Origin of the sequence: Vibrio sp. RE86 (assembly GCF_013114545.1) — a bacterium.
Classification (GTDB): Bacteria; Pseudomonadota; Gammaproteobacteria; order Enterobacterales; family Vibrionaceae; genus Vibrio.
This window is the reverse complement of sequence record NZ_VTXI01000019.1, coordinates 35237-55924: the sequence shown is the minus strand read 5'-3', so window position 1 is coordinate 55924 and position 20688 is coordinate 35237. Positions and strand designations below refer to the sequence as shown.

The 20688-nt window shown below is 43.6% G+C and carries 22 protein-coding genes; 10 read left to right on the top strand and 12 right to left on the bottom strand.

The features are described from left to right. Nucleotides 1-81: 81 nt before the first annotated feature. Nucleotides 82-1050 carry a cysteine synthase A gene (cysK, locus tag F0231_RS16530; protein ID WP_171760808.1) on the bottom strand — a complete coding sequence of 323 codons (969 nt, stop codon included), beginning with the start codon at nucleotides 1048-1050 and terminating at the stop codon, nucleotides 82-84. A gap of 204 nt (nucleotides 1051-1254) precedes the next feature. Next, a complete protein-coding gene (gene cysZ, locus F0231_RS16525; protein WP_171760807.1) occupies nucleotides 1255-2001 on the bottom strand; it encodes a sulfate transporter CysZ in 747 nt (248 codons plus the stop codon). Nucleotides 2002-2204: 203 nt separating this feature from the next. Between cysZ and zipA the strand changes: the two genes are divergently transcribed. From zipA to F0231_RS16505, 4 genes are all read left to right on the top strand, one after another. Further along, entirely contained in the window at nucleotides 2205-3134 is a 930-nt protein-coding gene (gene zipA / locus F0231_RS16520) for a cell division protein ZipA (protein WP_171760806.1), read from the top strand. Between the two features lie 126 nt (nucleotides 3135-3260). After that, a complete protein-coding gene (gene ligA / locus F0231_RS16515) occupies nucleotides 3261-5270 on the top strand; it encodes an NAD-dependent DNA ligase LigA (protein WP_171760805.1) in 2010 nt (669 codons plus the stop codon). Between the two features lie 494 nt (nucleotides 5271-5764). Beyond that, nucleotides 5765-6859, top strand: a complete 1095-nt coding sequence (locus F0231_RS16510; RefSeq protein ID WP_171760804.1) for a porin — start codon at nucleotides 5765-5767, stop codon at nucleotides 6857-6859. 76 nt (nucleotides 6860-6935) lie between these two features. After that, on the top strand, nucleotides 6936-7700 hold the full coding sequence (locus tag F0231_RS16505; protein ID WP_171760803.1) for a DUF2057 family protein: 765 nt from the start codon (nucleotides 6936-6938) through the stop codon (nucleotides 7698-7700). Nucleotides 7701-7759: 59 nt separating this feature from the next. Here the strand turns inward: F0231_RS16505 and F0231_RS16500 are convergent, their stop codons facing one another. The 6 genes from F0231_RS16500 to F0231_RS16475 form a co-directional block, all read right to left on the bottom strand. Then, on the bottom strand, nucleotides 7760-7924 hold the full coding sequence (locus F0231_RS16500) for a hypothetical protein (protein WP_171760802.1): 165 nt from the start codon (nucleotides 7922-7924) through the stop codon (nucleotides 7760-7762). 341 nt (nucleotides 7925-8265) lie between these two features. Further along, nucleotides 8266-8718: an NfeD family protein gene (locus F0231_RS16495; protein WP_171760801.1), complete on the bottom strand. Its 453-nt coding sequence runs from the start codon at nucleotides 8716-8718 to the stop codon at nucleotides 8266-8268. 7 nt (nucleotides 8719-8725) lie between these two features. Further along, nucleotides 8726-9649, bottom strand: coding sequence for an SPFH domain-containing protein (locus F0231_RS16490; protein ID WP_171760800.1), 924 nt, complete (start codon nucleotides 9647-9649; stop codon nucleotides 8726-8728). A 140-nt stretch (nucleotides 9650-9789) separates the two neighbouring features. Then, nucleotides 9790-10644, bottom strand: coding sequence for a co-chaperone YbbN (locus F0231_RS16485; RefSeq protein WP_171760799.1), 855 nt, complete (start codon nucleotides 10642-10644; stop codon nucleotides 9790-9792). 325 nt (nucleotides 10645-10969) lie between these two features. Further along, nucleotides 10970-11797, bottom strand: a complete 828-nt coding sequence (locus F0231_RS16480) for an SDR family oxidoreductase (protein ID WP_171760798.1) — start codon at nucleotides 11795-11797, stop codon at nucleotides 10970-10972. Between the two features lie 42 nt (nucleotides 11798-11839). Next, a complete protein-coding gene (locus F0231_RS16475) occupies nucleotides 11840-12754 on the bottom strand; it encodes a TIGR01777 family oxidoreductase (protein WP_171760797.1) in 915 nt (304 codons plus the stop codon). Nucleotides 12755-12988: 234 nt separating this feature from the next. On the opposite strand from F0231_RS16475, the gene F0231_RS16470 reads away from it, so the two are divergent. From F0231_RS16470 to yfcE, 5 genes are read left to right on the top strand one after another with little or no spacing between them, the layout of a single operon-like run. Then, nucleotides 12989-13723, top strand: a complete 735-nt coding sequence (locus F0231_RS16470; protein WP_171760796.1) for a DUF1538 family protein — start codon at nucleotides 12989-12991, stop codon at nucleotides 13721-13723. After that, the gene (locus tag F0231_RS16465) at nucleotides 13720-14514 is read left to right on the top strand and encodes a DUF1538 domain-containing protein (protein WP_171760795.1); all 795 of its coding nucleotides are present in this window, start codon (nucleotides 13720-13722) and stop codon (nucleotides 14512-14514) included. The genes F0231_RS16470 and F0231_RS16465 overlap by 4 nt, the downstream gene beginning before the upstream one ends. Then, a complete protein-coding gene (locus tag F0231_RS16460) occupies nucleotides 14504-14854 on the top strand; it encodes a P-II family nitrogen regulator (protein ID WP_171760794.1) in 351 nt (116 codons plus the stop codon). The genes F0231_RS16465 and F0231_RS16460 overlap by 11 nt, the downstream gene beginning before the upstream one ends. Beyond that, entirely contained in the window at nucleotides 14851-15255 is a 405-nt protein-coding gene (locus F0231_RS16455) for a CBS domain-containing protein (RefSeq protein WP_171760793.1), read from the top strand. Before F0231_RS16460 ends, F0231_RS16455 begins: the two co-directional genes overlap by 4 nt. A gap of 50 nt (nucleotides 15256-15305) precedes the next feature. Beyond that, entirely contained in the window at nucleotides 15306-15854 is a 549-nt protein-coding gene (gene yfcE, locus F0231_RS16450; protein WP_171760792.1) for a phosphodiesterase, read from the top strand. A gap of 38 nt (nucleotides 15855-15892) precedes the next feature. Here yfcE and F0231_RS16445 read toward each other — a convergent pair whose 3' ends face one another. Genes F0231_RS16445 through F0231_RS16430 form a run of 4 tightly spaced genes read right to left on the bottom strand, consistent with a single transcriptional unit; the run spans nucleotide 15893 to nucleotide 18387 of the window. Beyond that, on the bottom strand, nucleotides 15893-16171 hold the full coding sequence (locus F0231_RS16445) for a SelT/SelW/SelH family protein (RefSeq protein ID WP_171760791.1): 279 nt from the start codon (nucleotides 16169-16171) through the stop codon (nucleotides 15893-15895). 25 nt (nucleotides 16172-16196) lie between these two features. Next, entirely contained in the window at nucleotides 16197-16952 is a 756-nt protein-coding gene (locus F0231_RS16440; RefSeq protein ID WP_171760790.1) for a sulfite exporter TauE/SafE family protein, read from the bottom strand. Between the two features lie 38 nt (nucleotides 16953-16990). Then, nucleotides 16991-17509, bottom strand: a complete 519-nt coding sequence (locus tag F0231_RS16435) for a regulatory protein ToxS (RefSeq protein ID WP_171760789.1) — start codon at nucleotides 17507-17509, stop codon at nucleotides 16991-16993. 11 nt (nucleotides 17510-17520) lie between these two features. Beyond that, nucleotides 17521-18387 carry a transcriptional regulator gene (locus F0231_RS16430; RefSeq protein ID WP_171760788.1) on the bottom strand — a complete coding sequence of 289 codons (867 nt, stop codon included), beginning with the start codon at nucleotides 18385-18387 and terminating at the stop codon, nucleotides 17521-17523. A 264-nt stretch (nucleotides 18388-18651) separates the two neighbouring features. Here F0231_RS16430 and htpG point away from each other — a divergent pair, with 264 nt between their 5' ends. Continuing rightward, nucleotides 18652-20556 (top strand): molecular chaperone HtpG, encoded by a 1905-nt coding sequence (gene htpG / locus F0231_RS16425; protein ID WP_171760787.1) that lies wholly within the window; start codon nucleotides 18652-18654, stop codon nucleotides 20554-20556. Nucleotides 20557-20688 lie beyond the last annotated feature (132 nt).

The window sequence follows — 20688 nt, the reverse complement described above, 5'->3', positions numbered from 1 at the left end:
TATTACCAAAGGTGAGGCAGGGATCAACAAAAAAGCCCCTGAATGGGGCTTTTTTAGGCGAAAAATTGATTTAACCACGTATTACTGTTGGTTCTCTTTCTCTGTAAAGATGCCAGAAAATAGGGCTGTACTTAGGTAACGCTCACCAGAACTCGGTAGAACCGTTACAATAGTTTTTCCTGCAAATTCAGGGAGTTCCGCTAAGCGGTTTGCTGCTACAACTGCCGCACCAGATGAAATGCCCGCAAGGATACCTTCTTCTTCCATTAGGCGACGAGCCATTGCAATTGCTTCATCAGATGTTACAGATTCAACTCGGTCAACAAGCTCTAAATCTAAGTTACCAGGGATGAAACCTGCGCCAATACCTTGGATTTTGTGTGGTGCTGGTTGAATTTCATCACCTGCTAGTGCTTGTGCGATGACTGGAGATTCCGCTGGCTCAACGGCAACAGACGTAATCGCTTTGCCTTTCTCACCTTTAATGTAACGGCTTGTACCTGTAATCGTACCACCTGTACCGACACCCGCTACGAATACATCGATTTCACCATCAGTTGCATCCCAGATCTCAGGACCTGTTGTCTTTTCATGGATCTGTGGGTTTGCTGGGTTGTTGAATTGTTGTAGAAGCAGGTATTTTTCTGGGTTGCTTGCAACGATTTCTTCTGCTTTAGCAATCGCACCTTTCATCCCTTTTGCTGCTTCAGTTAGCTCAAGGTTTGCACCTAGAGCTTTAAGAAGCTTACGGCGCTCAAGACTCATTGACTCTGGCATTGTTAGCGTTAGCTTATAGCCACGAGCAGCTGCAACGAATGCTAAAGCAACACCAGTATTACCACTTGTTGGCTCTACCAGTTCAACACCTTCTTTAAGAGTGCCTGCCTTTTCTGCTTCCCAAATCATGTTGGCACCGATACGACACTTAACGCTGAAGCTTGGGTTACGGGCTTCAACTTTTGCTAAAACTTTACCGTTACTTACTTTGTTAAGGCGCACTAGAGGAGTGTTACCAATAGTTTGAGAGTTGTCTTCGTAGATTTTGCTCATGGTGTGATCCTTCATCTATTTGATATCTTGCTTAATATACCGTACGTATGAAAGTAAGCAAGTGTGTATTCAATAAGTGACTCATGTTGTCTGCTTAGAAGATTATGGTAGGAACCACAGCGAGAAAAGGATTAAAAAGTTATATGATATGAAATTGGACAAAGCGCACGTTATTACATGCGCTTATATTAAGAGGTGATATTGTTAGCTATGTTGGTTCTTAAATTCGGCCACCCACATAGATGTTGCACCACATACAGCAACGGGCATTACGATGAGGTTTAACACTGGAATCGTCGTAAACACTGAAACTAAAGCGCCAAACCCGTATGCCTTGCCTTGTTTTTGTTTCAAATTGTAACGCATGTCGTTAAATGACACTTTATGGTTATCAAATGGGTAATCGCAGTATTGAATCGCGAGAATCCAAGCTGTAAAGATAAACCATAAAATTGGACCCACGGTTTGGCCCAGTGCCGGTATCAACAGAAGCAAGAAAAGGCCAATCGCTTTTGGTAGTACGTAGACGAGTTTTCGCCATTCGCGAGCCAAGATACGTGGCGTATCTTTAATGACGGCAAGCATCCCATCTTCATTTACTTTTTTCTGTGTTAAATGTTCTTCTACTTTCTCTGCTAACAGGCCATTAAATGGTGCCGCAATAAAGTTAGCGAGGGTACTAAAGAAGTAGGAAAAAGTGGCAAGAATGGTCAATACCAATAATGGCCAAAGCAAATAGCTCAGCCAAGATAAGAAGTCGGGAAGTTGTCCCATCAATTGTTCAATCCAAACATCCAAGTGGGAAAATAGATAAAACAAAGCACCACCAACCAATACAACATTGGCAAGAAGCGGCAAGATAACAAACTGGCGAATCCCAGGAGTGAGCGCTAACTCTATTCCGTGGAAGAAATAGCCGAAGCCTGAGCGTTGGCGAATTGATGTAGTCATAATCATTATTTGTGGTGTAAAAACGAACGCTTTCTATCTTAACAAGAAAAAAGCGTGTTCAAAATCACAACATTATCGGAACTTCTCACATTAATTTGTTCTAAAACAGGGGAGAGTTTTGGTAGAGTAACTCAAAGTATCGTTACAACAGATTTAATATGAGCAAAGTGTTTGCTTTTATATTGAACAAATGAGAGCTAAAAATGCAGGAACTGCGATTTGTACTCATAATTGTCGGAGCATTGGCGATTGCCGCTTTACTGTTTCACGGATTATGGACAAGTAAAAAAGAAGGGAAAGCCAAATTTGGCAACAAACCGCTTGGTAAGTTAGATGTCGATAATGATGATGCTGACGTAGTACCAGAAAGAGCTTTTGCACCTGAAGATGATTTTGAAATCATTAAGAAAGAGCGCAAAGAGCCAGGTTTTGTCGCTCCAGATGAAATTGCAGCAGACCCACTCATTGATGGCTATCAAGAAGTTGATACGACACCAACTCAAACCGTAACGGAACAAGAGCCTACGTTAGTTAAAGAAGAAGTCGAATTAGATGTACCTTCTTTCTCTTCACGCTCTATCGATGAAGTAGAAGAGACCATTGAACCTGTTGTCGTTCAGGAGTCTGAAGTCAAATCTACCGAATTGAATGATTCAGAGATCGTAAAAGAAGACGTTGTGGCTGACGCTGAAGATAAAACGGAAGAAGAGCCGCTAGAAGTTATTGTTCTTAACGTGCATTGTGCAGGCGAAGATGCCTTCTCTGGTACAGAGCTATTCGATAGCATGACTCGCCACGGCTTAACGTACGGTGCAATGAGTATTTTCCATTGCTTCACTGAGCCTGAAGGTCAAGGTAAAGTGCAATTTAGTGTTGCTAACATGATGCAGCCTGGAACGTTAAAGCATACGAACCCTGCGGATTTTTCAACAAAAGGCATTTCATTCTTTATGACTTTGCCTGGTTTCGGTGAGCCTGATCAAACGTTCAATTTAATGCTTCGTACCGCTCAAGAGATCGCCAATGATCTTGGTGCGAATGTTTTGGATGATGCGCGGAACCTAATGACGCCAAATCGTCTCGATAGCTATCGTGCTCAGATTCAGGCGTTTAAAGCTCAGAAGCAAGCCTAACCTTTATGAATAATCGAAAAAGGCTCCATTGTGGAGCCTTTTTTAGTTTACCTACCAGTTGATAACAGTGTGTTGGGTGTTCATACTCCCTGCCACTAATGATGAAAGATTGAAATAGAGTTAACCATGTCGATAGAGATTCAAGAAAAACTAAATCAATTACGTGAAACACTCCACTATCACGGCGTTAAATACTACGTCGAGGACAGCCCTGAAATTCCAGATGCTGAATATGATCGTCTAATGCGAGAGTTGATGGAACTTGAATCTCAAAACCCTGAACTGGTTACTGTTGATTCACCAAGCCAACGTGTTGGTGGTATGCCGCTTGATGGTTTCGAATCAGTAAATCACGAGATTCCGATGCTCTCTCTAGATAATGCGTTTGATGACGGTGAGCTTGAAAGCTTTCACAAGCGTATGGGCGATCGTATCCCTTCAGCTAAATTTGATGTGTTCTGTTGTGAGCCAAAGCTGGATGGTTTGGCAGTAAGCCTACTGTATGAGAACGGTATTTTAGTCCAAGCGGCGACTCGTGGTGATGGTGCGACGGGCGAAAACATCACCGAGAATGTACGTACAATTAAAGCGATTCCACTAAAGCTGCAAGGCGAAGGTTGGCCGCAGCGTATTGAGGTACGCGGCGAAGTCTTTATGCCAAAAGCTGGATTTGACAAGCTGAACGAGCTCGCACAAAAGAAAGGTGAAAAGGTTTTTGTTAACCCTCGTAATGCGGCTGCAGGTAGCTTACGTCAACTAGATTCTCGAATTACGGCAACTCGACCACTGAGTTTTTACGCTTACAGCGTGGGCGTGGTTGAAGGCGCAGTACTCTCAACCAGTCATTATGAGCGCTTCTTGCAGCTAAAAGCTTGGGGGCTGCCTATGTGCCCTGAGACTAAGCGAGTATCGAACCTTAATGAAGTCAAAGCTTACTACCAAGATATTCTGCAGCGTCGAGATGCATTGGCGTACGAAATTGATGGGGTTGTGATCAAGGTTGATGATGTTGCACTGCAGGAGCAACTAGGCTTTGTTGCACGAGCACCACGCTGGGCAATCGCTTATAAGTTTCCGGCACAAGAAGAGATTACGACACTGAACGAAGTGGAATTTCAAGTCGGTCGAACTGGTGCAATCACACCTGTTGCCAAACTAGAACCCGTGTTTGTCGGTGGCGTAACAGTCAGTAATGCGACGCTTCACAATGCCGATGAAATTGAACGTCTTGGTGTGATGGTCGGTGATACCGTAGTCATTCGCCGTGCAGGTGATGTGATCCCACAGATCGTTTCCGTTGTGAAAGATCGTCGCCCTAACGACGCTCGTTCAGTTGTTTTCCCTGAGGCTTGCCCTGTTTGTGATTCTACTGTTGAACGTGTTGAAGGAGAGGCGGTAGCGCGTTGTAGTGGCGGTCTTGTTTGCCAAGCGCAGCGCAAAGAAGCATTGAAGCACTTTGTTTCGCGTAAGGCTCTAGATGTTGATGGGTTAGGGGAAAAAGTGATTGAGCAGTTGGTCGATAGAGAGATGGTTGAAACGCCTGCTGATCTATTCAAGCTATCCGCTGGAGTTATTACTGTACTTGATCGTATGGGGCCAAAATCGGCACAAAATGTTGTTGATGCTCTGAACAAAGCAAAAGAAACCACACTTCCTCGTTTCTTGTACTCGCTGGGTATTCGCGAAGTGGGCGAAGCAACGGCTGCTAACTTAGCTCAACACTTCAAAACGCTAGAGGCAGTTAAGGCAGCTGATCACGAATCTTTGATTGCCGTGTCTGATATTGGTGACGTTGTTGCGAGTCATATTACGGCTTTCTTTGCACAAGACAAAAACCAGATTGTGATTGATGAACTGATTGAACAAGGGATTCACTGGCCTGAAATCCAGGAGAAAGATACAAGCGCCCCTCAACCGCTAGAAGGAAAAACGGTTGTCCTTACTGGGTCTTTATCTCAATTGACTCGGAGTGACGCAAAAGCCGCTCTGCAAAACTTAGGTGCGAAAGTGACAGGCAGTGTTTCTAAGAAAACAGATATTCTATTTGCTGGTGAAAACGCAGGTTCTAAGTTAGCAAAAGCGCAAGAACTGGGCATCGAAATTCGAACCGAGCAAGATCTTATCAAACTCATGTAAGGTCAAAATAAGTCAAAGAAAGCCACCGTAAAGGTGGTTTTTTTTTGTCCGAAATAATGTCGTGATAATCACCCCATATCACCCATTTTCGATCTGTGACTGGTATCTAATTCATTATCATTAACCCTATTCTCGATAAAAAAATGCGAGTCACTTCAAGTTGGTTTATGTTTTTTAATTTTTTAACTATTTGTTTTTGAAGGTTTTTTAGTGTTTTTTGTAAAGTTCATTTTTAAAAAGAGATCATGATCACTCTGTTTATAAAAGTTTGTGGCGGGTCATATTTTTTTATATAGAAATTAAGTTCTGGTTGATGTTTTTCTACGCGAAGTTAGTCTGAGAAACATGGATACACGGGGTGTATGCAGGAAATAGAAATCGCTAATTCATGAAGAGTTTTTGATTTCAACATAGGAAATGATTTCTCCCTTCGGCGGCCAACTTAAGGCGAGAAAATAATAAGACAGCTATATCCATTTTTAGGAGTTTATTCCATGGACAAAATGTTTAAACGTACCCTTCTAGGTGCAGCAGTGGCAACAGCCGCTATGACTGGTTCTGCTAATGCAGCAATTCAACTAGCAGGCGATGCCGTTCAATTCTACGGCCAAGCAGCAGGTAACATTACGCTTATCGACGCAGGTGATAGCGAGAGTATTGGTGCTGAGATTGAGTCTCGTATCGGTTTCCGCGGCGTAGTTGAGTTTGATGATATTGCACCGAAATTCATCTGGCAGATGGAAGGTGGTAACGCAAACAACGGTGATAACACTGGCGGTCTAGGTGCACGTGATACATACCTAGGTCTAGAATTTGATGGTGTTGGTCAATTTAAATATGGTCGTCAGCTAGTGGCAGCATACAACTACGTTGACTGGCCACACTCAAACCCTGGTCTAGGTAACGTATTTGACTGGAACAATGATATCGGTGGTGGCTACCAAGATCGTGCAGACAGTGTTTTACGTTTTGACTCGGCTAACTTCGGTGGTTTCAACTTCCAAGCGACTCTTAGCGGTATGACGCAAGATGTTGATCAAATGATTTCAAGCTTAGGTACTTCTTACTCTACTGATACATTCAGTGTACATGCTGGTTACTACCACCAAGGTTCATATGAACAAAATGTAGGTGAGCCAGATAAGTTCATCGTTACTGGTGCTAATGATGAAGTGTCTGTAAACCCTGCATGGACAGAATGGAAAAATAACGGTGGCGGTACTCAGAAAGAAACTGTTGATAGCCGTAACTATGCCATCGTCGGTGGTTCGGTATTCCTAGGTGATCTAACGCTAACTGCGGCGTATAAAGCAATGGAAGTGGGTGATGTAGGTCAGAACGCTTACTCTGCAACAGCTCAATACGTAATTGATAGCAAGTACGTACTAAAAGCGGGTTACGCAGGTACTGATGATGCAGATGGCATCGATAACAGTGCAGATACAGCGATTACAGCACGTTTCGGTTACCTACTACCAAGCTCTTACTGGTACATCGATTCTCGTAACTACGAAATCAATACTAAAGACAACAGCTACAATGCTGAGTGGGCACATCGCATCTTGCTAGGTATGGAATACTACTTCTAATTTAGTTCTTTTGACCATACTATAAATCGAGAGCATTCTTTTTAAGAATGCTCTTTTCACTCAAGGAGATAAATAAATGAAAGTAATAAAAAGGATGTGTGTTATTGGTGCTGTGGTTGCTTCATTTGCTCCAAGGGCGGAAGTCAGTCTCGATTTCCATAGTGACATATCTCCGTTGCTTGTTGGTGGAGAAGAAGTTGGATATTCATTCTTCGCACGTTCAGCTTATACGGTTCCTGATGGGAAGAACCAAGTTGTATTAAGAGTCTCTAAACTTGTTGAAAAAATGGGAGAGAAAGAGAAATTCAATTCTAAAGCGTTTGTTATGACATTTGATGAAAGCAACCAAGAGTTATTCATTGAAGCAAACGCGAAACTTATGCGAGTAGAACAAGCCGAAGCTTTTAATGAAACCCCACGTTTTTCGGTCAAAAATGCTCAAGGAAAACAAATTCAGTTTGATCTGGATGAACTGCCAAACCTTGGCGGTATTACTCGAGATCATGAAAAAGAATTGGTTAAGTACAACAAGAAAAATTATCCAGAGTTGATCGCAGGCACTACAGCGGTTGTCGCAACAAGCACTACAGTTACCACTGAGTCAAAGAAAATCGAAGAGAAATCATCTAGCTCAGAAGCAAATATGTTTGATTACTGGATGGAACAAGCAAATGCATCGGAGATTGAGCAGTTTGCAGATATAGCCTTTAAAGAGAGAAAACTTCCTCAAATATCAGTTCCAAATGAGGCATCACAGCCAGTGCAAATGCTCGGCTATTGGTTTAATAAAGCAAGCGTCGAAGAGAAAAAGCAAATTTTAACCAGATTAATTAGCTTGTAAAATAGATCTGCAACTATCAAAGAAATCGCACCCATTTTCAAATGGGTGCGATTTTTCTTTTAAAACATTCTTTTTCCATTCTTCATTTTACATATTTCACTAGGAACGTAGTCTCGGCTACCATCTTCGAGTTTACAGTCGACGTATGGCCCCATTTGAGTGCTCGCTGCGGAAACTGAGAGTGAAAACAATGCTGCTGAAATAAATACGAATAAAACTTTCATAATACATCTCCCTGATAATCGTGACCTTAATCACATGATGGTACATCTAGTATGTGCAAAGTTCGATAAAGATCAAAAAAATAGGTGTCAAAGTATTTTTCTAGGAATAATAAAGGACAACTTATTATTCATGGTGAATTAATAAGTGGTTGAAGGGGCTTGATTAATAAAAGTGTTTTTCTGAATGAAATGAAAGCATGAGAAACCAAAATAGATGAACTTGATTACTTAATTTCTAATAATTAGTTTCTAACACTATGAATTAAATATTATTTTCTCTTTAATTGTTCAATTAGAATAAATAAAGGCTCTTCACATGAGGTAAAGAGCCAAAAATAAATTTATTTTTTTTTCTGTATGGTCAACAAAATGCCGTTGACTGCGGTCACTTCTACTGTCGAACCTGCTGAGATCTGGTGCTCAGATTGAGCTGACCAAGTCGTATCACCGAGCTTCAGTCTCCCTTTACCTGCCGGAAAATCCTCTTCTAGGGTGACTGTTTGCCCAATCAACTGCTTCTGTTTTTGATTGAGCTCTCGGTTAGCATCACTTTGTTTATCCGTTTTGAATTGTTTTCTCCACCACAACCAGGTTGTAGTGAGAGAGAAGACTCCAAATGCGACCCATTGAAGCTGCCAACTCATTGGAATAAACGTGAGTAGTGCCCCGACAATCAGAGCTGAGAGGCCTAACCACAGAAAATAACCAGCGGTACCTAAAAGCTCACATGCGAGAAGGGCTAGCCCAAATGCTAACCAGTGCCAGTAGTTGACGCTATTTAATAACTCGATCAAATCAACCTCACTCAGTTTTATCGTTCGACTGCTTGAACATTTCTGCAATGCCAGCGACGGAGCCCATTAACCCAGTAGCTTCTAAAGGCAGCATAATGATTTTTCCATTTTCAGCTTGGCCGATGGTTTTGAGGGCCTCAGTGTAGCCTTGGGCTATGAAGTAGTTCACCGCCTGCATGTCACCTTTAGCGATAGCTTCCGAAACCATAGTCGTTGCTCTCGCTTCGGCTTCAGCGGCGCGTTCACGAGCTTCAGCTTGCAGTATCGCGGCTTGCTTATCACCTTCGGCTTTTAAGATCTCTGATTGCTTATGACCTTCGGCGCGTAGAATTTCTGCTTGGCGAACCCCTTCCGCTTCAAGAACCTCTGCGCGTTTGTTACGTTCTGCTTTCATTTGAGCGTTCATTGCTGCTGTGAGATCGGAAGGCGGCTGCACGTCTTTGATCTCAATACGGGTGACTTTGACGCCCCAAGGGTTAGTGGCTTCATCAACAATAGAAAGTAGCTTGGTATTGATCATATCACGCTGGCTTAGCATCTCATCAAGTTCCATAGAGCCCAGTACAGTACGGATGTTGGTCAGCGTTAAGTTTCTAATCGCGTGTTCTAAATCATTTACTTCATAAGCGGCTTGTGCGGCATCAATGACTTGAACAAAGCACACTGCGTCTATCGTTACGTTAGCATTGTCTTTAGAAATTACTTCTTGAGCAGGGATGTCGAGAACACGTTCCATCATATTTATCTTATGCCCGATGCCGTCAATGAATGGAATAATGATGTTTAAGCCTGGTTTGAGTGTGTGGGTGTAGCGACCAAATCGTTCGACAGTCCAGTTGTTACCCTGTGGGACAGTTTTAACTGCGGCGAACACCAATGCAATTGCGACGACGAGAAAAACGCCGATAGTAATCAATGAATCAATAGCCATATCTGAGTTCCTTATGATAGTCGTTGACTAATTGTTGCTCAACTGAGCTATTGAAACAATGGCAGAAGTGAGAACCTAGGCTAATTTTAGATAAAATTAAAGCCGGACGAACCGGCTTTAAGTATTTGATTTAGAAGAGTCTAATAAAGGATGGAGTAAAGTTGGCGACGGTACTTACCCGCTATTGGATTTCCTTGTCCTAGGGCAGCTAAGATATCCATGAATAACTTCTTCAGTTCACCATCTAGTGCGCTAAGATCGCTGCGCAAAACTGTCCACAATAGCTCTAGTGCGTCTTCATCGCGATTCACTTGGTGGTAGCTCAACGCCAATTCGTTAACGACTTTTACATCACTTGGATTTTGCTCAAGCGCTGTTTCTAAAGATTGAATCTCGGGGCTATTTGAAGCTTGCGCATGCAACTCTAACTTCGCGACGAGACCCTTGTAATAGTTGTCTTGATACTCTAATGGGATGTGTTCAAGCAGTGCTTTTGCTTGGTCGAAGCTTTGCGTTTCAAGGTAGCAGTCAGCTATAGCGAGCTTGACGTCTCCTTTTTGCTTTAGTTCATCTGCTAATGATTCTAATAGAGGTAATGCTTCAGCGTGTTGTCCTGCTTGAATTAACTCACTGGCCTTTTTTAAGCTGAGCTCATCTTGGCTAGGAAGGTGTTTTGCTAGCATATCTTGAATCGATGCAATAGTCTGTGGTCCGCCCATTCCATCCACGGCTTGACCGTTAATAAACAGCGCAATAGTAGGCAGTGCTTGAACCCCGAATTGGCTGGCGATCATCTGTTCTTGTTCGCAGTTAAGAAGCGCTAGGGTAAACGCGCCGTTGTGCTGCTGAGCCAGCATTTGCAGATCTGGGATAACCTGAGCGCTCTCTTGGCTCATCGGTGCCCAAAAATGAATAAGAACCGGTGTTTGCATTGAGCCTTCTAGCACTTGACGGAAGTTCTGTTCGTTTAGCTCAACGATATATGGAGATTGCATGTAAGGTTTCCTGACTACTTGGACGATATAGCAAAGATATGGGCACAGAGAGAAGAGTTCAAGTTAAGGCGTTGAATTATCAAAGTGGCGATACAAAAACACCGCCCAATGTGAGGCGGTGCAATTGTTTTCCCGAAAGGGTAAGCGAAGGTGTCTAGAAAACGATAAATAACGTTAGCGCAACACCGACACTCAGCCAGTTTAACTGGTTTAACGACATATAATTATTCCGAATGTAGCGCTTTAATCTTTTGACTAGGGCTTTTCCCTAAGTGTTAATGTAGCGTCTTAATGTTACGGAAAAATTACATACATACATTTTACTTTAAGCGGCACGTCGCAATATTTGGTCGAGTAGCGCGGTTGGCAACAGTCGTTTTAGTACGGCAAACACCTTGGTTGGTTTGGTGATGCGATAGCGTATCTTCGGGTTGGGAGATTCCAGTGCATGAATGAGTGGTGCAATACACGACTCTGGAGGCAAGACGAAGGCATTATTGGATGTATCACTGTCTAGCCGAGCCATCTGTTGTTGATACTGCGCTTGGTGAGCACTGCCTTCAATGGTAATCCAACGTTGAAAAGCCAGCAGGGCATTGGCTCTAAATTCGGTTTCAATCGGGCCGGGTTCAATTAGGCTGATATGAATGTCGCTATCCATCAGTTCGAGGCGCAATGTGTCGGTCCAACCTTCAATGGCAAACTTGGAAGCATTATAGGCGCCGCGATACTTCATGGCGGCAAACCCAAGAACGGAGCTGTTTTGCACAATTCGGCCGTGTCCTTGTTGGCGCATCGTCGGGAGTAACTCACACACTAATTGGTGCCAGCCAAAAAAATTGGTTTCAAACTGTTCACGAAGGCCATCAGTTGGCAGGTCTTCAAGCGCACCGGGCTGTCCATAAGCACCGTTGTTAAATAGCGCATCAAGTTTTCCGCCAGTCAGTTTAAGAGTTTCTTCAACGGCGCGAGAAATGCTTTCGGGATGAGAAAGATCGAGCTGAATCGACGTTAATCCTTCAGACTTTAGACGCTCAACATCTTCAGGTTTACGGCAAGAGGCAATCACAAAGTAGCCTCGCTGGTGGAGAGCATGTGCACAGACATAACCGATGCCGGTTGAACATCCAGTTATTAAGATCGATTTTCTCATTTCTAGTCAGAGCATTATGAATGGTGCTGCTAGGTTACTGGATCAATCGTGATGTTGTAATAAATTTTTTAATGCTGGCTCTATGCGTGAATAACTGAAATGGAATCCGAGCTCGGTCAGCTTTTTCGGTTTCGCTCGAATACTGTCAAATAACAAGGTCGAGCTCTCGCCCATCGCGCAAGACATCACCCACTTCGGCGTCATTAGGATGTGAGGACGTTTGAGCGTTTTGGCTAGAGTCTGGCTAAAAGCTTTGTTTGTCACTGGGTGAGGGGCACACAAATTAAACTCGCCATGTGCGTGAGAGGTTTCTAACAAATAGACAATGCCTCTTACCATATCGAGCATATGAATCCATGGCATGTATTGCTTGCCATGACCAATTGGACCACCTAAGCCAAGACGGTAAGGGGGCAACATCTTTCGCAATGCACCACCATGTGGAGCAAGCACGATGCCAGTACGAAGAATGCATACTCTCGTGTGCTCTGAGCGAGCGCGGTTAGCGATTTGCTCCCATTTGCTGCATACCTCATGGGGAAAATTGTGGTCAGTAACGTGTAGTGTTTCATCAAACGGGTGTTCTTGCTGGTCGCCATAATAGCCAACTGCAGAGCCACTAATAAATACACTTGGTGGGGTAGTACTCGCATGAATCAAGCTCACGAGCGTTTCGGTTAATGCCCAGCGGCTATCACAAATGGCCTTCTTTTGACGTTTCGTCCAACGTTTATTTGCAATAGGTTCCCCTGCTAAGTTAATGACGGCATCAAAATCGTTTAAATGATGGAAATCGTCTAGGTCAGATATATAGGTCACGTTCCCCATATCCGTATGGCTAAGGATCTCTTTCGCTTGATTTGGCTGGCGGGTCAAAAGCACGACTTCATGGGTCGTTAAATGTTTGAGTAACTCGCGACCGATAAAGCCTGTTCCACCAGTGAGCAGTAACTTCATATATATCCCTTAACTAAAACCTAGATTGATGTCTCTACCTGACTTCTAACCTTAGTGAACTATTGTTACTAATTATAGCGACTTAGCATTAAAAGTGATCACCTGTGGCAATATCACACAATTCACATTTGCTTACATTTTGTAAGGGTTATGCTGTTAGCGTCACATCAAAGCGTGGTTTCGTCTGTAAAGCTAAAGGGGAAATAAACGGAAAAGCTAAGCGCAGGAGAGTACGTGAACGCATTGATTGCCTTATTGAAAGCATTAATGGGAAGCCTGCGTGATTTGATGCCGATTATCTTGGTTATCGCTTTTTTTCAACTTGTTGTTCTGCAAGAGCCTCTACCAAATCTTATCTCTATTCTATTTGGCCTCCTGCTTGTGGTGTTTGGGTTAACTTTCTTTATTTTTGGCCTCGAGATGGGTCTATTTCCAATTGGCGAAAGCATGGCTCAATCTTTTGCGAGAAAAGGCAGTGTTGTGTGGCTATTGATTTTTGCCTTTTGTTTGGGGTTTGGCACAACGGTCGCAGAACCTGCGTTAACCGCAGTTGCTGGAGAGGCGGCTGAGGTTGCAGCAGAAGGTGGGATGATTGCCCATGATAGAGAGGCAATGGAAGCGTATGCCGATGGCCTTCGCTACACCGTCGCGCTATCGGTTGGCATTGCTATTTTGCTTGGTGTACTGCGAATACTAAAAGGTTGGCCTATCCAATACATGATTATTGGCGGCTATATCGGTGTGGTTGTATTAACGATATTTGCACCTGAAGCAATCATTGGTGTTGCGTATGACTCTGGCGGAGTGACGACCTCGACCATTACCGTTCCTTTAGTTACGGCACTCGGTGTAGGTCTTGCCTCTTCGATAAAAGGTCGTAACCCAATGATTGATGGGTTCGGCTTGATAGCTTTTGCCTCTTTACTGCCGATGATGTTTGTCATGATCTACGGAATGGTGGTGGCATGATTGAGTGGTCCCTTTTTACCGATACGTTTATTGACACCGTTAGTGATGTTTTCCCCATCGCTACTATTATTTTTGGCTTTCAATTTGTGGTGTTGAGAAAGCCAGTCACCAATTTACCAAAAGTGCTGCTTGGCTTTGGCTACGTGATTTTAGGGCTTGCTCTGTTTCTTATTGGATTAGATCTGGCGTTATTTCCTTTGGGAGAGACGATGGCAGAGCAGCTAACCGCGCCTGATTTTATTGAGCAGTTTAGTCTCTCCCTCGGTGTAACTGTCACTTGGTACGACTATTACTGGGTCTATCTATTCGCCTTTTTCATTGGTTTTAGTACCACGATTGCAGAGCCATCACTTATCGCTGTTGCGATCAAAGCGAACCAAGTATCCGGAGGTAGTATAAGCGTGAATGGGCTAAGGGTCGCGGTTGCACTTGGCGTTGCGTTTGGCATATCTCTGGGTAGCTATCGCATCGTGGTTGGGGATCCGATTCACTACTACATTATCGTGGGTTACATCATTGTTGTAGCCCAAACTTTCTATGCACCAAAACTGATTATCCCGTTGGCTTATGACTCTGGCGGTGTGACGACCTCAACCGTCACCGTTCCTTTGGTGGCTGCGTTAGGGCTTGGACTCGCCTCTACAGTTCCGGGGCGAAACCCAATGATCGATGGATTTGGTCTGATCGCTTTTGCTAGCTTATTTCCTATTATTTCGGTAATGGCATACGCACAAATTACACAGTGGCTAAACAGAGAGAAACAACACGAGGACCAACAAGATGCGCTTTAAATTGCTAATCGCTTTTGTCGAAGACAGTAAAACAGATGTAGTGCTTGATGCAGCAAGAGAGGCCGGTGCAACAGGCGCTACAGTCATCAACAATGCTCGTGGTGAAGGACTAAACCAAAAGCGAACCTTTTTTGGTTTGACATTAGAGGTGCAAAAAGACGTTTTGCTATTTGTCGTCGAAGAACACTTATCGAGGCATATTCTGGAGACCATCAATAATGTTGGCGAATTTGATCAGGAGTCCGGACAAGGCATCGCAATCCAGATAGATATTGAAGACGCCGTAGGTGTTGCTCATCAAGTTGAGCAGTTAACGAAAGTGGTAGGGGACGAGCTATGAGTAAGCAAGCAAGAGTGATTGTGCGTGATGTAATGGCGAACAATTATGTGATGATAGATGGCTTAACCACGGTGCAAGAAGGTATCCAAGTTGCCAGAAGTCATGGGGTGAAAGCGCTGGTGGTCAACAAACGAGATGAAGATGATGAGTTTGGTTTAGTGCTGATGAACGATATTGCAAAAAAGGTACTTGCTAAGAATCGTTCACCAGAGCGCACCAATATCTATGAGATTATGACGAAGCCAGCATTGGGTGTTGACCCTGAAATGAATGTGAAATATTGCGCGCGACTTTTTGAGCGCTTTGGAATCAGCCGTGCTCCTGTTATTGAGCAGGGGAAAGTGATCGGTATGGTGAGCTACAATAATATCGTGATTAATGGCATGGCACATGATGACTAATTGCGTAAGTGTGCGTAGAATTTCCTCATTATTTTTAAGGGGATGTTGTTATGAAACTGTTTTTTGCCTCTGATTTGCATGGCTCTTTGCCTGCGACACAACAAGTGCTTGCCGAGTATGAAAAATCTGGCGCTCAAACTTTAGTTCTACTGGGCGATATTTTGAATCACGGCCCACGTAATCCTGTTCCTGAAGGATACAACCCTCCTCAGGTTAGCGAACTGCTTAACCAGCATGCGGATCAAATTATTGCTGTACGTGGTAACTGTGACAGCGAAGTAGATCAGATGCTGTTGTCGTTTCCGATGATGATGGATTACGCTTGGGTGATGTTGGCGTCTGGTCAAAGATTGTTTCTAACTCACGGGCACCTTTATAACTCAGCTAAGCGCCCACCTCTTAAAGAAGGTGATGTGATCGCTCATGGCCACACTCATATTCCAGTCGCAGAGCGAGACGGTGAGCAATTTATCTTTAATCCAGGTTCAATTACTTTTCCACGTAATGGTTTTGCGGCCAGCTATGGTATCCTTGATGAGCATACACTCAGTGTGAGGACGTTCGATGGTGATGTGCTCGCTGAGACGACAATTGCTTAAAAGTGACAAAGGCAGCATTCATGAGTGCTGCCTTTTTGCTATTTACTGTCTGAGTGGCCCAAATCTCTCTCAGGATCAATAAGATCTCGCACACGCTGCTTTAGCACCTTAGCTTCAGGGAAACCTCCATCCTGCTTTCGCTCCCAGATAAGCTGGTTATTGCAGTGGATTTCAAAACGTCCGCCTGTGTCAGGGTGAAGCGACACGGTTTCGATCTCTTCACTAAAGGTATGCAGGAGTTCCTGTGATAGCCATGTAGAGCGAAGCATCCAGTTACATTGGCGACAGTAATAGATATCAATTTTAGCTTTGTTCATATGCAATGATTCGTTGTAAAAAGAGTTAAAAAAGAAGTTTTATGCCAACAGCAAAAGTGATGAGCTCAAAACAACGTTTGATGACATTGTTGCTGTATCGTGTTGTTAGATAAGCGCCTAAACTGCCTCCCAAGAAAGATCCAAGAAGCAACGCTGGAATCCATGGCCAATAAATAGGAGCTCCCGCCTGAGCGATGGCTATACCGCCAATCCCATTCCAGAAAAGGCCAACGCAGAGCATTGTTAAAGCGACCGCTTGTTTGTAACTGAAGCCAAACCAACGCACGAGAAATAGCGTTACCAAAAGCCCAGAACCCGCGGTTAATGAGCCATTGATGACTCCAATCCCCATTAAGCCGATACCGCCGATTAGCCACCCCAAAGTTGTTCGATGAATAGGCTGTTCTTGTTGCCCGAGCTGTTTTTTAAAGTAGGAGTAGATGCCCAAAGCTAAGATCATCGCTCCGAGCAATTTTTCAGCGATAACATCAGGAATCATCAAAACTAGGTTCGCACCAATAACAACGCCAACCGTGCCAACGGTGACCAAATAGAGGGCGACTTTATAACTGAAGCTTTTCTGTTTGATATGGGTGTAAGCGGCACCAAGCCCTAAAGCAACGCTAGCAATTTTGTGCGTGGCAAGTGCGGTAGAAAAGGGCAGCCCAAAGAAAATTAACAGTGGGAACTGGAGTAAGCCAGCGCCACCGCCAGAAAGAGAGGCGAGTGTATTAGCAATTAATGAGCCTAGGAAGAGGCCGAGAGTTTGAATCCAATCCATGAACAACTTATTAAAAAGGGGCGTCATGCCCCTAGAATCTAATTAGTAAAAAGTACCGTAGAACCGTGGCTGAGACTAGTCAGCAGTAATGTTTTTTCGTTGACGATATCAATACGTCGACTTTGTTGTGCGTCCATCTTGAAGATTTGAGTAATCAGTTCAAGCTGAGCTTCAGTAAAGTCCTTGCTTTGCGCAGAAGATACGTCTTTAAACTCAGTCGGTGATACCAGTAGATAGTTATCGCTGATATCCCATTCACCCGTTTCGGAAATATTGATAATGCTCTCTTGAGATTTATCATTTCCTGAATAAAGGCGGACGGTCGCGACACGGATGTAAGTGTTGTTCGGCAGGTACTTCACATTGGAAGAGATATCTGCTTTTCTCAATGGACCGACAGACTCTTCTTGAAGTTTGTCAGTAATGACAGTCACCATTTTAGATTGCCACTCATTTGAGGTAAGTACTTGCTCAACTTTGAGGTCGCTTCCCCAGTATAACCACCCACTGAACAAGGCTGAGAAAACAAGTAGGCCTGCTGCAATTTTCTGATTCATCTTGATGCTTCCTATTGGCAAACTTTACTTAAATCATCTTGCTCCGCAAATATGCGTAACGTAATGTTTTGGCCTGAGTGGTCCAAAGAGTGAATGTAGTTCAAAACCAATTGATTATTTTGGCCACCAGTTGCAATCACTTCAATCGGAGCTTCATCGCCAAGGTGTGTTTCATTATATCTGATAACGCACTGCTCAATAGATGAGTACCACAGGCTTAAGTCCGGGTGATTTTGAGGGGCTTTTACAGGTGTGTTGTCATAGACCGCTAGCTCACGGAATTTAGACTCTGCTGGGTTGGTGAATAACACAACACAGAGCGGAAGTAACACTGCGAGTACGAGTAGCACCTTTGACATCAAGTCAAACGTTGCTTTTACAGGTGTAGCTTCGCTTTCTGTTTGAATAGGTTGTTCTGTTGTTGCCGGAGCAGGAGTTACATCATCGACGGCTTCTGTAACAACTAACTCTGAAACCTCAAGCTCTTCGGCTACAGGTAATTCCTCTGCATCGTCTTCCCCGCTCATTAGCGGTGTTGTACGTTCAACAGGACAAATCAACTGATAGCCACGTTTTGGCACTGTTTTGACGAACATTGGAGACTTCGTAGAGTCTTTCAATAGCTTACGAAGCGTCGAAACTGCTTGTGTCAAACTAGAATCATCGACCTCAAAGCCTTGTTTACGCCAAACAAAATCATGCAATTCATTACGAGAAACGATCTCGCTTGGTTTTTCACAGAGCAAAAGAAGAATGCGGCTCTCATTACTACCTAAGCGAATTAATTCGTTGTCACTCTCTTTATCGGTCAGAGAATTGGTGTTCGGATCAAAAGTAAATCTGTTTGCGAGATTAAACTTAGTACCTATATTACTCATTAATCATGGCCATTTTTGTAAAGGTTTCAGGAAGTTGCACTTGAGAGGTGCGAACAACGACTAGTTTGTATGACACTAGTTTAGATTTTTTGATTTTTTAGTGGTGCAAGGATAGACAAAATAAAGACTAAAAAACACTGTTTTTATGATTCTTGACCTTGAATTTACATTTGTCACCCTCATGTTAATTGACAGATTTACGCCAATTAATAATTCTCACTATGAATGTATTGGCTTGATAAGTATAGAACTTATGGAGTTATCATGAGCGAAACTGCTACACAAAATAAAGAAACTCGTGGCTTTCAGTCTGAAGTAAAACAGTTACTTCATCTAATGATCCACTCTCTTTACTCAAACAAAGAGATTTTCCTGCGTGAACTGATTTCAAATGCCTCTGATGCATCTGACAAGCTGCGTTTTCAAGCGCTTTCAAATGCCGAACTTTATCAAGGTGATGCAGATTTAGGTGTTAAGTTATTTTTCGATGAAGCAGCGAATACTCTAACGATTTCAGACAACGGTATCGGTATGAGCCGTGAAGATGTGATCGAGCACTTAGGTACGATCGCCAAGTCGGGTACAGCAGACTTCTTCTCTAAACTATCTGAAGATCAATCGAAAGACTCACAACTGATTGGTCAATTCGGTGTTGGTTTCTACTCTGCATTTATCGTGGCTGATGCTGTGACGGTTCGTACTCGTGCGGCCGGTCTAAATGCAGAGCAAGGTGTTCAATGGCACTCAGCTGGCGAAGGTGAGTACACGATTGAAGACGTTACGAAAGAGTCTCGTGGTACTGATATCGTGCTTCATATGCGTGAAGAAGGAAAAGAGTTCCTTAACGAATACCGTCTACGTGAAGTGATCAGCAAATACTCTGACCACATCGGTATCCCAGTTTCTATTCAAACGCCTGTTCGTGATGAAGAAGGTAAAGAGACAGGTGAGAAAAAGTGGGAGCAGATCAACAAAGCTCAAGCACTGTGGACTCGTAACAAATCTGATGTGACAGAAGAAGAGTACCAAGAGTTCTACAAGCACGTTTCTCATGACTTTGCGGATCCACTAGTATGGAGCCACAACCGTGTAGAAGGTAAGAACGACTACACAAGCCTACTTTACATCCCATCTCAAGCACCTTGGGATATGATGAACCGCGACCACAAGTCAGGTTTGAAGCTTTACGTACAACGCGTATTCATTATGGATGATGCAGAGCAGTTTATGCCGTCATACCTACGCTTTGTTCGCGGCCTAATAGATTCAAATGATCTACCACTAAACGTATCGCGTGAAATTCTGCAAGACAACAAAGTGACTCAGTCTCTGCGCAGTGCGTGTACTAAACGTGTGCTGACTATGCTAGAGCGCATGGCGAAGAATGACGAAGAGAAATACCAAACGTTCTGGAAGCAGTTCGGTCTTGTCATGAAAGAAGGTCCAGCTGAAGACATGAGCAACAAAGAGAAGATCGCTGGTCTTCTGCGCTTTGCGTCTACGGAAGTGGACTCTCTAGATCAAACCGTCGGTTTGGCGTCTTACGTTGAACGTATGAAAGAAGGCCAAGATAAGATCTACTATCTAACGGCAGACAGTTATGCAGCGGCGAAAAACAGCCCGCACCTAGAGCAGTTTAAAGCGAAAGGTATTGAAGTAGTGCTTATGTACGATCGTATTGACGAGTATGTAATGAACTACCTAACAGAGTTTGACGGCAAGCAGTTCCAGTCGATCACCAAAGCTGGCTTAGACTTAAGCAAGTTCGAAGACGAAGCGGAAAAAGAGAAGCAAAAAGAGACGGAAGAAGAATTTAAGTCAGTGGTTGAACGCACTAAAGAGTACTTGGGCGACCGCGTGAAAGAGGTTCGTACGACGTTTAAACTTGCTTCAACGCCAGCGGTTGTTGTAACGGATGATTTTGAAATGGGTACGCAGATGGCGAAGCTTCTTGAGGCTGCTGGTCAAGCTGCACCTGAAGTGAAATACATCTTTGAAATCAACCCAGAGCACGCTTTGGTTAAGCAGATGGCTGATGAAGCTGACGAAGAAGCATTCGGTCGTTGGGTTGAAGTGCTTCTAGGTCAGGCCATGCTTGCAGAGCGCGGCTCTATGGAAGACCCTTCTCAGTTCCTTGGTGCTATCAATAAGCTTTTGACTAAGGGCTAATAGACAAATTGACCTAAAAAGCTCGCAGTTTGCGGGCTTTTTGATTTATTTGCGGTTAACGTGAATAAAATGGTCAAAAACGGCGACTTAGTGTGAGTGTTTAAGCATTCTTTAGTCGTAATTGAGACAGCA